General features: G+C 54.2%; 10 protein-coding genes. 3 read left to right on the top strand and 7 right to left on the bottom strand.

Annotated features, from left to right (window positions below; all coding sequences use genetic code 11):
• Positions 1-33: 33 nt before the first annotated feature.
• Complete coding sequence (gene queA / locus ACXI0A_RS06040) at positions 34-1,104, bottom strand: tRNA preQ1(34) S-adenosylmethionine ribosyltransferase-isomerase QueA (protein WP_476149885.1); 1,071 nt, start codon at positions 1,102-1,104, stop codon at positions 34-36.
• A gap of 228 nt (positions 1,105-1,332) precedes the next feature.
• Between queA and ACXI0A_RS06035 the strand changes: the two genes are divergently transcribed.
• The 3 genes from ACXI0A_RS06035 to ACXI0A_RS06025 all read left to right on the top strand — a co-directional run bounded on the left by ACXI0A_RS06035 (position 1,333) and on the right by ACXI0A_RS06025 (position 5,123).
• On the top strand, positions 1,333-1,914 hold the full coding sequence (locus ACXI0A_RS06035; RefSeq protein WP_476149887.1) for an ACP phosphodiesterase: 582 nt from the start codon (positions 1,333-1,335) through the stop codon (positions 1,912-1,914).
• A gap of 164 nt (positions 1,915-2,078) precedes the next feature.
• Complete coding sequence (locus ACXI0A_RS06030; RefSeq protein WP_476149889.1) at positions 2,079-2,888, top strand: inositol monophosphatase family protein; 810 nt, start codon at positions 2,079-2,081, stop codon at positions 2,886-2,888.
• A 282-nt stretch (positions 2,889-3,170) separates the two neighbouring features.
• Positions 3,171-5,123 carry an SGNH hydrolase domain-containing protein gene (locus tag ACXI0A_RS06025; protein ID WP_476149891.1) on the top strand — a complete coding sequence of 651 codons (1,953 nt, stop codon included), beginning with the start codon at positions 3,171-3,173 and terminating at the stop codon, positions 5,121-5,123.
• Positions 5,124-5,250: 127 nt separating this feature from the next.
• On the opposite strand, the gene proY is transcribed toward ACXI0A_RS06025, so the two are convergent.
• The 6 genes from proY to phoB form a co-directional block, all read right to left on the bottom strand.
• The gene (gene proY / locus ACXI0A_RS06020; RefSeq protein ID WP_476149893.1) at positions 5,251-6,606 is read right to left on the bottom strand and encodes a proline-specific permease ProY; all 1,356 of its coding nucleotides are present in this window, start codon (positions 6,604-6,606) and stop codon (positions 5,251-5,253) included.
• Between the two features lie 67 nt (positions 6,607-6,673).
• A complete protein-coding gene (gene brnQ / locus ACXI0A_RS06015) occupies positions 6,674-7,993 on the bottom strand; it encodes a branched-chain amino acid transporter carrier protein BrnQ (protein ID WP_224934163.1) in 1,320 nt (439 codons plus the stop codon).
• A 402-nt stretch (positions 7,994-8,395) separates the two neighbouring features.
• The gene (locus ACXI0A_RS06010; protein WP_476149895.1) at positions 8,396-9,499 is read right to left on the bottom strand and encodes a 5-methyltetrahydropteroyltriglutamate--homocysteine S-methyltransferase; all 1,104 of its coding nucleotides are present in this window, start codon (positions 9,497-9,499) and stop codon (positions 8,396-8,398) included.
• A gap of 173 nt (positions 9,500-9,672) precedes the next feature.
• Positions 9,673-10,593 (bottom strand): phosphate ABC transporter substrate-binding protein PstS family protein, encoded by a 921-nt coding sequence (locus ACXI0A_RS06005; protein WP_476149897.1) that lies wholly within the window; start codon positions 10,591-10,593, stop codon positions 9,673-9,675.
• Positions 10,594-10,750: 157 nt separating this feature from the next.
• Complete coding sequence (phoR, locus tag ACXI0A_RS06000) at positions 10,751-12,061, bottom strand: phosphate regulon sensor histidine kinase PhoR (RefSeq protein WP_224934166.1); 1,311 nt, start codon at positions 12,059-12,061, stop codon at positions 10,751-10,753.
• A gap of 15 nt (positions 12,062-12,076) precedes the next feature.
• Positions 12,077-12,766, bottom strand: a complete 690-nt coding sequence (gene phoB / locus ACXI0A_RS05995) for a phosphate response regulator transcription factor PhoB (RefSeq protein ID WP_034830536.1) — start codon at positions 12,764-12,766, stop codon at positions 12,077-12,079.
• Positions 12,767-12,918 lie beyond the last annotated feature (152 nt).

Below are 12,918 nucleotides of genomic sequence, written 5' to 3'. Positions count from 1 at the left end.
CCTCATTAGATAATCAGAGAAACAGTCTGATTATTAAGCTCCAACCACTTCGTCAGGAGCCTGTGGATTACGGGTGATGTACATGGCATCCCCATAGCTAAAGAAACGGTACTGCTCTGCCACCGCGCTTTGATAAGCCGCCATGGTATTTTTATAACCGGCAAATGCCGAGACCAACATAATCAGCGTCGATTCCGGCAGATGGAAATTGGTGATCAACGCATCAATCACCTGATAGTGATAGCCCGGGTAGATGAAGATTTGCGTGTCGTCGAAGAATGGCGCGATCAGCGCATCCTGAGTCGCCTTCGCCGCGCTCTCAAGTGAGCGCACGGAAGTGGTGCCTACGGCCACGACTTTATTGCCACGTGCTTTACAGGCCAGCACCGCATCCACCACATCCTGCGGCACTTCGGCATATTCGGAGTGCATGATGTGGTCGTTGATGTTCTCGACGCGTACCGGCTGGAAAGTGCCCGCGCCAACGTGTAGCGTGACAAATGCCATTTCGATGCCTTTGGCACGCAGCGCATCCAGCAGCGGCTCGTCAAAGTGCAAACCGGCGGTCGGTGCGGCTACCGCACCCGGACGCGCGCTGTAAACGGTTTGATAAAGTTCGCGATCCGCTTCTTCGTCCGGACGATCGATATACGGCGGCAGCGGCATATGGCCGACGCTGTTAAGGATATCCAGCACCGCACGGTCATCAGCAAATTCGATCTCAAACAGCGTATCGTGGCGCGCCACCATGGTGGCTTTGACGCTTTCGTCATCGCCCAGCAGCAACTCTGCACCCGGCTTCGGCGCTTTCGAGGCACGCACGTGCGCCAGTACGCGTTTGTCGTCCAGCATGCGCTCAACCAGCATCTCGATTTTGCCGCCACTGGCTTTGCGGCCGTAGACGCGCGCCGGTATCACGCGGGTGTTGTTGAAGACCAACAGGTCGCCCGGATTGAGCTTATCCAGCACATCGGTAAACACTTCATGGCGCAACGCACCGCTCGGACCCTCCAGCGCCAGCAAGCGGCAACCGCTTCGCTGCGCCTGCGGATAGTGGGCGATCAAAGATTCTGGCAACTCAAAAGCAAAATCGGCTACACGCATGCATCACTTCTTCAGGACTAAAAAACAGGCGGCATAGTTTAGCGGAAAAGCGGGAAATTCTGAACAACTGGCTGCATCTCTGTGCTGCTGCCTTTACACAACATCATTAGAGGTACAGAAAGGTGGCACATGGGAGCAGCACGATGTGCTCACTTTAGTCAGTGATTCAGGTGAGCGAGAGCAGCCAACGCACCTGTAACTTGAAGGTTGACGTGTATATAATGCGCCATGAACTTTCTCGCTCACCTTCACCTCGCACAGCTGGCAGACAGCTCCCTGCTGGGCAATCTAATGGCCGACTTCGTGCGCGGCAATGTACAGTCGCAATGGCCGGAACCGGTTGTCGCGGGCATCTCCATGCATCGTCGCCTGGATGTTTTGACTGATAACCTGCCTGAAGTGCGTGAAGCGCGGCAATTCTTTCGCGCTGAAACCCGTCGCGTTGCGCCCATCACGTTGGATGTGATCTGGGATCACTTCCTCGCGCTGCACTGGGACAAACTGCATCCCGCGCAATCCTTAGTCACGTTCACGGCGACAGCCGAGCGTGAAATCATGCCGCAGCTGCCCGGCACACCGGAAGGATTCATCGAACTCAATTCGGTGATGTGGCGTGAACGCTGGTTTGAGCACTATGCCGAACCGACGCGGCTGGCCCGCGTATTGAGCGGTATGGCTCACCGCCGACCGCGTCTGGCAGCACTGCGCGACTCCTATCAGGATTTCGTCGATCATTATCAGCAACTCGAACCGCTATTCTTCCAGTTCTACCCGCGCCTGATGGAAGCTGCACGCCAGCAGCAACTCTAAACCCGCTTTTTTTCACAATCCCAGCATTTACGCCTCTTGCCAGCCGCAGCCATCTGCGGCTTAATGAAACCTTTCTTAACTTTTGTTAAGTAGGTCACACTGCCAGGTCGCCTGTTTCGGCGTTTTTTGTCACTTCGTTTGCCAGAAAATGATAAGAGGGAAAGATGTCATCAGCTACGCTAACCGAACTTGACGCGCGTTATCACTTTGCCTGTGATGTCGCCAAAACTGCAGCCAGCCGAGCTTTATCCTGGTATCAGCAGCGTCATCAACTGGTGATTGAGCATAAAAAGGATTTACAGGATGTGGTCAGCGAAGCCGACCGCAACGTAGAAGAATTGGTCAAGCATTTGATTTACGAGCGCTTCCCCGATGACGCTGTGCTGGGTGAAGAGAGCGGCGGTGATACCACCGGTGCGCGCTTTGTCTGGGTGATCGATCCCATTGATGGCACCAGTAACTTTCTGAATGGATTACACAACTGGTGCGTGTCGCTGGCGATTGTTTGTGAAAATGAGCCAGTGATTGGCGTGGTCTGCGATCCTAACCATCATGAGACTTTCCATGCCTGTCGCGGTAAAGGTGCCTGGGTCAATGAAAAGCGCATTCAGGCACACAGCGCGCAGCAGCTTAATCAGGGCGTGCTCGGCCTTAGCAGTTCCAACAGCCAACCGGTGGAACCGTTGACGGCCTTCATTGGTGGCTTGCTGTCACAGGGCGGCATGTTCATCCGTAATGGTTCCGGCGCATTAATGAGTGCCTGGGCTGCCGCCGGTCGTTTGATCGGCTATTACGAAGCGCATATGAATCCGTGGGACGGTTTGCCTGGGATTGTATTGATGCGTGAGGCAGGCGGTATGAGCAATGATTATCTTGGTCACAATGGTCTGCAACAGGGTAATCCTGTGCTGCTGGCCAATACGGTTATCTACCCACAGCTTAAGGCGCTGTTACCCTCCCACATCAGCCTGTAGTTGCTTTTCACCACACATAAAGATAAGCCTGAAGGATAATCCGGGCTTATCTTTTCGCTATTTATGCTTCAGCAGTGTAAATATAAACACCCTCTTAATCTGCGATTATTCTAATTTTCCATCGACCTGATATTTCGCGGCTAAAATCACGTATTCTTGCAGCGTCAATCATCCCTTGTAATACCCACTTTTCTCCTTTGTAACTTTTTTCGGCGACAGGATGCGCCGATTTATTTTTTCTGGAACGGTTAACCATCCCTATCCTAACTTCTGGGTTAAATTATGACTGCGAATGCCTCTCACCGCTATCGGGCGGATATTGACGGCCTGCGCGCCGTCGCCATAATTTTGGTGGTACTTTATCACTCTGGCGTCACCTCGCTGCAGGGCGGTTTTATTGGTGTCGACCTGTTCTTTGTTATTTCCGGCTTTCTGATCGGTGGTATTATCAGCAAAGAAATATCCGAGGGTCGATTCTCTTTCTATCAATTCTATTTACGCCGAATTAAACGTATCGCCCCCGCGTTATTTTTTATGATGACGATATTGCTGCTGTTGGGCTTTATTCTGCTATCACCCCTGGAGTTCAGCCAGTTAGCCAAATACAGCCTGGCGGTATTTATCGCCGTGCCAAATATGCTGTTACTGAAGAGTGGCGACTATTTCAGTACCGACTCTGATTTAAATCCCCTGCTCATGACCTGGTCATTGGGAATTGAAGAACAGTTCTACATTGTGTTGCCGTTTATTCTGCTGTTGGCGGTACGACTAAAAAGATCGATGAGCAGTGTCGTGCTGATTCTGAGCGTGATTTCTCTGGCGGCCTGTATCTGGGTTACGCCGTTTGCCGCCACCCACGCCTTTTATTTGCTGCCAACACGTGCCTGGGAACTCGGTGCCGGTGTGCTGCTGGCGCTGTGGAAACCGCAGCCACTCACCGGCCGTGCCGCCGGCATGCTCAACCTGCTGGGCTGGCTGATGATACTCTCTGCCAGCCTGCTGCTCAGTAGCCAAAGCCAATTTCCCGGCTGGTTGGCAATCGTTCCGGTGCTGGCAGGTTGCCTGATGATTGGCGCCCGCAGTGAGCTCAATCAGCGACTGTTAGAAAATCCGCTGATGCGCTTTATCGGTAAGGTCTCCTATTCCTGGTACCTGTGGCACTGGCCGCTGCTGAGTCTGGCGCGCATCTGCAGCGATCATCCCCTTACTGTCTGGCAAGGTTTGATGATCAGCGGCGTAGCACTGGGCATCGCCTGGTTTTCATGGCGCTTTGTCGAACAGCCTTTCCGCCAGGCGCGCACCGGCACGCGTTGGGTGATTCCCGGCTACTGTGCCTCGTCCATCATTGCTGCGGGAGCGATGTTGCTGTTGTGGCAAACCGGGGGCATGAAATCGCGCGTCAGTGAGCTAGTGGTCAATGCGGACAGCTGGAAAATATCGGCACAGCGTAATCCGTGTCTGCTTGAGTACGGGGCTAACCTGCCCTCCCGCCATACTGAATGCCATCCAAACACCGATCGCCCCGGTATCGCCTTAATTGGCGACAGTCACGCTGCTGCGCTGCGTGCTTCGGTGTCGAGCTATGCAGAACGTCAGCACAAGCCGCTGTATCAACTCACCAAAGCCTCCTGCCCGTTTCTGATTGGAGCCACGCGCGTGGTGAACCAAATGCCGCGTCATGCGCAGCAATGCATCACCTTTAATCAGGAAGTACTGAAGATGGTGCTGAGCGACAAGGTGGACGAAGTGGTGATCAGCGCCTATTGGGCATCGGGTATGAGCCTGTTACCGGGGGCCGGTTTCCGCGAAACCGATCATCCCGAAAAAAGTAATCTGGATGCGCTGCAAGCGGGCATGGATCGCGTGGTGGCCCAGCTGACTCAGGCGGGTAAAAAGGTCACGGTAATAGAGGATGCCCCTTCAGTGGATGTCGATCCGCTGCGCTACAGCAATAACCGTAACATCCCGATTCGTCGTGAACTGAGCGCCTGGCTGAGCAAGTGGGAAGCCCCGCCGCTGCTTTCAGAGCGCACCAGGTTGTTCCAGTTCCCGGAAGAGGCCGTGGAGAAATTATTGCAACGCTATAAGCAACACGGCGTGCGCGTGTTATCGCTGCGCGAGAATCTATGTAATGAGCAGGGTTGTATGATCACCAGCGGGGGGCTGCCGCTCTATTACGACGACAATCACCTCAGCCCGGCGGGCGGCGAGATTGCCTTGGGGAGCAACTGGTAGTCGCGCTTCGGCAGGCACGTTTCATCATGCTGAAAAGCTCAGGGCGGGAATCTTTCCCACCCTGAGCGATACTTTTCTCACCATGCTTAACGAGCAAACATTCTGCCCGTCAGGCACATCGGGATAATCAGGCTTTACGCTTTTTTGCCAGCGGCCAGGCCAGCAACAGCAGCACAATCCACGCGAAGCCGACATACAACGACACGCGCGTATCGGGGAAATAACCGATCAGGGCAATGATAAACACAAGGAAGGCCACGCCAACCCAGGCGGTTTTGCCGCCGCCAGGCAGGGCGAATTGCAATTTACCCGCCTGCTCTTTGCCAATCTTGCGACGAAACGCGATTTGCGAAAGCAGAATCATGATCCACACCCACACTGTGGCGAAGGTCGCCAGCGAGGCGATCACCAGGAACACTTTTTCCGGCATCAGGTAGTTGAGATACACCGCGATCAGCATCGCAAACATCATCACCACAACCGTGACCCACGGAATCCCGCGATCGGATACCTTCTGGAACATCTTCGGTGCGTGGCCCTGCTGCGCCATGCCGTGCAGCATACGCCCGACGCCGAACACATCGCTGTTGATTGCCGACAGTGACGCCGTCAATACCACAAAGTTAAGAATCGATGCCGCCGCTGCAATGCCCAAATGCTGGAAAGTCAGCACAAAAGGACTGCCGGAGGTGCCAACCTGGTTCCACGGATAGATCGACATGATGACAAACAGCGTGCCCACATAGAACACCAGAATACGCAGCGGAACTGAGTTAATCGCGCGTGGAATCGACTTCTCCGGCTCTTCGGCTTCACCGGCAGTGATACCGATGATCTCAATACCGCCATAGGCAAACATCACCATCTGCAGTGACAGCAGCATGCCGACAATACCGTGGGCGAAAAAGCCACCGTTGGTCCACAGGTTATGGATACCCGTTGGCTGTCCGCCGTTGCCAATGCCCCAGAAAATCATGCCAAAACCGGCGATGATCATGATGATGATGGTGGCGACTTTGAAGAAGGAGAACCAGAACTCAACTTCACCAAACACCTTCACGCTCATCAGATTAATGGCACCGATAATCAGCACCACCGACAGTACCCAAATCCAGTGCGGCACCTCCGGGAACCACACGCCCATGTAGATACCAAAAGCCGTCACGTCGGCAATCGCCACAATCAGGATTTCAAAACAGTAGGTCCAGCCGGTGATGTAACCCGCCAACGGCCCCAGATAGTCCTGCGCGTAACGCGAGAACGAGCTGGCCTGTGGGTTATTCACTGACATCTCACCCAACGCACGCATGATGATGTACGCCACCGCACCGCCGATGATGTACGCCAGCAGCACGCTGGGACCTGCCATTTTGATCGCATCCGCCGAGCCGTAAAACAGCCCGGTACCGATTGCCGATCCCAGCGCCATAAAGCGGATGTGGCGCGTGCTCAGTCCGCGTTTGAGCTTGTTGGTTTCTTGCATAACACCAATACCTTGTAAATGAAAAAACCACGGGCAAGCCCGTGGTTGAAATTAACAGCAATGTTTCTTACTGGTGGACAGCGACTTGTTCGCGTCCTTTTGCCCGATCCACCACTGCGGCAATCACCAGCATCACCAGCGATGGCGGCAACCAGGAGAGTCCCTGATCGGCCAGCGGCAGATGCTGGCTAAACAGCGGCAGCACATCTTTGAAATTCGTGGTTTTGATGGCATCAACAATACCGAACAGCAGGCTTACCAGCATGGTCGGCGCGATGATACGCGAGCTCTTATTCCACCACTTCAGGGTGAAGCTCAGCACCACCAGCACGATGCACGGCGGATAAATGGCCGTCAGCACCGGAATCGAGATCTGAATTAAATGGCTCAGGCCGAGATTCGACACCACCATTGAGAACAGACCCAGAATAAACACCAGCGCTTTATACGACAACGGCAGGTGTTGCGCAAAGAATTCTGCACAGGCACAGGTTAGGCCCACCGCCGTCACCATGCAGGCTACGAAGATCAATGCCGCCAGGAAGAAGCTGCCCATACCGCCAAAGGTCTGCTGCACATACGCATGCAGAATCGCCGCGCCGTTGGCATTCTGATCAACCAGACCCGCACTGCCAGAACCGAGTTTGAACAGGCTCAGGTACACCAGCGTCAAGCCAACACCGGCAATCACGCCCGCCAGCATGGTGTAACGGGTCAGCAGTTTCGCATCTTCAACGCCGCGAGAACGTGCCGCGTTGACGATAACAATACCGAACACCAGCGCACCCAGCGTATCCATGGTCAGATAGCCGTTAACGAAGCCACTGGAGAAGGCTGCGCGCTGATAATCGGCCGTTGCAGGCGCGATACCACCGGCCGGCCACAGCAGTGCTGCCAGACCGAGAATGGTCAGCGCCACGATTTTCAACGGAGCGAGGAAGTGGCCGACGGTATCCAGCAATTTGCCTGGATACAGGGAAATGCCAATCACCAGCGCAAAATAAATCAGGCTGTAGATGAACAGCGGCAGCGCACCATCACCGGTCAGCGGAGCAATCCCCACTTCAAACGACACGGTCGCAGTACGCGGCGTGGCGAACAGCGGACCGACCGCCAGATAGCAAACCGTTGCCAGCAGCAGGCCTGCGGCTTTACCAATCGGCGAGCTGAGGGCATCAATGCCGCCACCGACGCGTGCCAGGGCGATAACGGTCATCACCGGCAAGCCAACAGCAGTAATCAGAAAGCCGAAAGCGGCAATCCAGACGTGTTCGCCAGACTGAATCCCCACCATAGGTGGAAAGATAATGTTTCCTGCGCCAACGAACAGGGCAAACGTCATGAAGCCCAGCGCCAGGATATCCTTGGAGGTTAAACGATGTGTCATAAACTTCTGTACTGCCTGTAGCTGATGTTGCGGTGGAAGTTGAGTGCGTGTTGTCCTCTGCATGCGCGAAAACAAAGGCTTATCTGATGAGATCAGAGTGTTATGCGGGCCTAATCGTTAAAGCGCAGGTGATTTAATCTACTTTTCTTCTGTTCGCAGAGGGATAAATCGACAACGGCGCAAATTAAAACGTTTATAGCGAAGAAAGGCAATACGGGATCGGAAAACCAGAAGGATATAACAAGAAAGTGACACAAAGCAGTGCATCAGCGGGGAATAGCGTGAAAACACCTCAGATGATTTGCTTAAAGTTTCCGCACTGCGGGAGATCTCATTGCAAAAATGGGCTTTCAGATGCACAAAAGGCGCGGTTTACGCGCCTGTTTGCACAAGTTTACAGCATCACCACACCTGATTGGCAATATCGACCACCAGACGAATCTTCTGCCACTGCTGCTCTTCCGTCAGGCTGTTGCCCTCTTCTGTTGAGGCAAAGCCACATTGTGGGCTGAGGCAAATCTGGTTCAGACTAACAAACTGCGAGGCTTCCTGCAGGCGTGCTTTTACCTGCGCTGGATCTTCCAGTTCACCGTTTTTGGTGGTGATCAGACCCAATACCACTTGCTGATGACCTGGCTTGATAAAGCGCAGCGGTTCAAAACCACCGGAACGCTCGTTGTCATATTCGAGGAAGTAGGCATCGATATTCACCTGACCAAATAGAATCTCGGCCACTGGCTCATAGCCGCCTTCAGAAATCCAGGTTGAGCGGAAGTTGCCGCGGCACACATGCAGACCAATTGTCAGGTCAGCCGGTTTATCTTCCAGCGCTTTGTTCAGAACCTCAGCGTAAATACGTGCCAGTTCCTGCGGATCTTCACCGCGCTCACGGATCTGTTGCTGCTGATCCGATGAGCAAAGGTAAGCCCAAACGGTGTCATCCAGCTGCAGAAAACGGCAGCCCGCCGCATAGAAAGCCGCAATCGCATCTTTGTAAGTCTGCGCCAGGTCAGCAAAGTACTCTTTCAGATCGGGATAAACGGTGGCATCGATCACCTTACGTCCACCACGGAAATGCAGCACGCTTGGGCTGGGGATGGTCATCTTCGCCACGGCGTCGCCTGCAATGCTTTTCAGGAAGCGGAAGTGATCCAGCATTGGGTGATGCGGATTAAAGGCCACTTTGCCGGTGACTATCACGCCGTGCGCTTTAGTTTGCACACCATTGAACTGAATGCCCTGCTCAGCCTCAAACAGCTCAACGCCCTGCAGATCGCCAAAGAAGTCAAAGTGCCACCAGGCGCGACGGAACTCGCCGTCTGTTACCACTTGCAGGCCGTTGGCACGTTGCTGCTCGACCACGTGGCGGATCTCTTTATCTTCTACCTGACGCAGTTGCTCAGCCGTGATCTCGCCATTGGCGAACTGCACGCGCGCTTGCTTGATCGCTGCAGGACGCAGAAAACTGCCGACGGTATCGGCACGGAACGGTTGTTGTTGTGGCATGTTCACTCCTGGCTAAACGCATAATTGCGTCAGGGTATAATTTCATCTGGTTACTTATAGCCATCTGGATGGCTAAATGTCCAGAGAGAGTGACATGCCGAAACACATTGGGCAATGGAAGAAAATTCAGGTGACGTGAATAAAATTCATGATCGGATGTTCGTTCTTCAATTTTACTCAATGGCAGCACGTGCCTGCGCCATCTGGCTGTCGGAAAGCGGCAGATAACCGGCCTCCGTCACCCGGCGCTGCCCTTCTGGCGATAACACCTGATGTAAGAACGCATTTACCAGTGGCGGCAGCGGTTTGCCCGGCGCTTTATTGACGTAAATATAGAGCGGACGCGACCACGGATAACGACCATTGCGAATCGATTCGGCATCGGGCATCACGCTGTCGCCCTGTGTAGTCACGATCGGTACCATTTTCACGCCGCTCAGGTGAAAGCCAAAACTGGCATAACCAATGCTGTTAGGGGTCGCCGCCACTGCCTGCACCACCGCCGCCGAGCCGGGAAACTCTGCAACGTCTGAACGGAAATCACCTTTGCACAGCGCTTGCTGTTTAAAGAAACCCCAGGTTCCCGATGCCGAGTTACGGCCAAAGCGTTGAATGCTGCGTTGCGCCCAATTCCCCTGATTGAGGCCAAGATCGCCCCAGCGCTGCGGCACAGCGTGCGCACCGCACAGGCGGGTGACAGAGAAAAGGGCATCGAGTTGTGGTTGATCGATACGGGATAGCGGGTTGTCCTGATTCACCACCACCACCAGCGCATCCATTGCCACCGGCACCGCCAGCGGTGGATAGCCGTAGCGCGAGGTAAACAGTTGGCGTTCATCAATTTGCATCGGGCGGCTCATCGCCCCGAGTTGGGCTGCGCCTGCCGCCAGCGCGGTAGGTGCGGTTGAGGATCCAGCCGCCTGTACCTGAACGTTAACGCCCGGTGACTGGCGGCTGAAATCCTCGCCCCATAAGGTCATCAGATAGCCGAGGGTGTCGGAACCGACGCTGCTTAAATTGCCGGTGAGCATGGTTTGTTGGGCTGGTGCCAGCGCAGAGCACAGCAGCAACGTGAACAGCAACAGCGATTTCATCAGGTCTTCCGTCAATCAGGTCATGAACATTCAAGTGCACATTCTGTAGCGGCACGATTGATCGCGCAATACATTGCGCCGCTACCGTATGTGCGAATAACTCGTACATGGCCTAATCCATTGGCATAGCGCAATAAATTGCGCCGCTCCGTCGTGCTTAACTGACCTTACTGTGAACGCTTTTCGCCACAATCAAGCGTGGTGGCAGCACAAAACTAAAACAGGTTTCCTGATGCGGAATACTGGTGATCTCCAGCCTCGCCGTGTGATGGCTCAATGCATGCTTAACGATCGCCAGCCCTAAGCCACTGCCGCCGGTCGCACGCGATCGGGCTTTATCGACCCGATAAAAACGCTCGGTGAGGCGCGGCAAATGCTCCTCGCTGATCCCCGGTCCGTTATCGCACACTTTGAATTCCGCCCCCTCTTTGGTGCGCAGCCAGCTGATATCGAGGCGCGTTCCCTCCGGCGTGTGATTCACCGCGTTGTACACCAGATTGGAAATGGCGCTGCGCAGCTGTTCATCATTGCCGAAGACTTTGAGGTGCGGATCGGTGCGGAAATGGATGCTGTGCCGGCCCTGGCTGAGGGTTTCCGCCTCGCGCTGCAACAGTTGCAGCATGCCCGGGACATCCACCGTCTCTTTGAGATCGATAGCGGGCGCGGCTTCAATACGCGACAAGGTCAGCAGCTGTTTCACCAGGCTATCCATGCGGCGAGTTTGCTCCTGCATGGTGTGCAACGCCTTGCCGCGCGTGCGCTCGTTCATCGCCGCATCGTCCATCATTTCCAGATAGCCCTGCAACACCGTTAACGGCGTACGCAGTTCATGACTGACGTTGGCAAAGAAGTTACGCCGCGCCCCTTCCAGCTGGTGCATCTGGGTGACATCGCGCGCCACCATCAACCATTGCCCTTCGCTGTAGGGCATCACACGAAATTCCATATGATGTTGATTGTTCAGCACCAGCGTCAGCGGCTTGTCAAAATCGCGTTGGCGGATATAGCGGGAAAACTCAGGATAGCGCAGTAAATTGAGGATGTTCTGGCCATTATCTTCCGGCCAGCGCAGCCCGAGATGCTGTTGTGCCAGCCCGTTGCACCAGAAAATGGTGCCCTCTTCGGTGGTCAGGATCACTGCATCAGGCAGGGATTCCGCGCCGCTACGAAAGCGCTTAATCAGGTTACCCAACTCCCGACGACGACGACGGTTACGCAGTTGCATCTGATACAGGCCGTAGAACAGCGGTTCCCAGCTACCGCGCCCGGCGGGTGGCGTCATAGAACGATCGACCCACAGCCAGTGCGACAGACGCATCAGATTTCTAAAGTGCCAAAACATCACACCCGACACTGCAATCAGCAGTAGCCAGGGCAGATAACCGAACAACAGACCAAGCACCAGCGCGGGCAAACAGACCAGCGCCAGCTCAGTCAATAATCTCTTCCAGGAGAGTCGTTCCAGCACGGTAAAAGACTCCGTTTAGTAGCGGGCAGAGAAACGATACCCTGTTCCACGTACGGTTTGAACCATGCGATCGTGGCCAGATACTTCCAGTGCTTTACGTAAACGACGGATATGCACATCAACGGTACGATCTTCCACGTAGACGTTGGTGCCCCATACGTGGTTCAGCAGCTGTTCGCGGCTGTAAACACGCTCTGGGTGCGTCATAAAGAAGTGCAGCAATTTATATTCGGTAGGTCCCATTTCCAGCGGGGTACTTTCCGACATCACGCGATGCGAGGAAGGATCGAGGCTCAGACCCTGCATCTCAATCACCTCTTCCACCGCCATTGGTGAAATACGGCGCATCACCGCTTTGATACGTGCCATCAGCTCTTTCGGTGAGAAAGGTTTGGTGATGTAGTCATCCGCGCCCACTTCCAGACCGCGCACGCGATCTTCTTCTTCACCGCGCGCCGTCAGCATCATCACCGGGATGTCGCGCGTCATGGCTTCACGTTTCAAATGTTTAATAAACTGAATACCGCTGCCGCCAGGCAACATCCAATCCAGCAGAATTAAATCAGGCCAGGGTTCGATCAACTTACCAATCGCGCTGTCATAGTCTTCTGCCTCAATAGGCTGATAATCATTCTGTTCCAGCACGAAACATAACATTTCACGGATGGGAGCTTCGTCTTCCACAACCAAAATGCGCTTAGCCATTATAACTCCTGCTTTTGTGACAATAGGTCACTGGGATTTGCGGCGCCATTATGCGTCAGTTTTATGACACTTTTATGAAAAACCCGACCTATGATAAATAGTTAAAAAACAGAAATGTGACAACGATTATCGCTTTTTTTTCTTTGCGATCT

This window comes from Pantoea sp. C1E2 (assembly GCF_056491465.1).
This window is presented reverse-complemented; position numbering and strand designations above follow the sequence as displayed.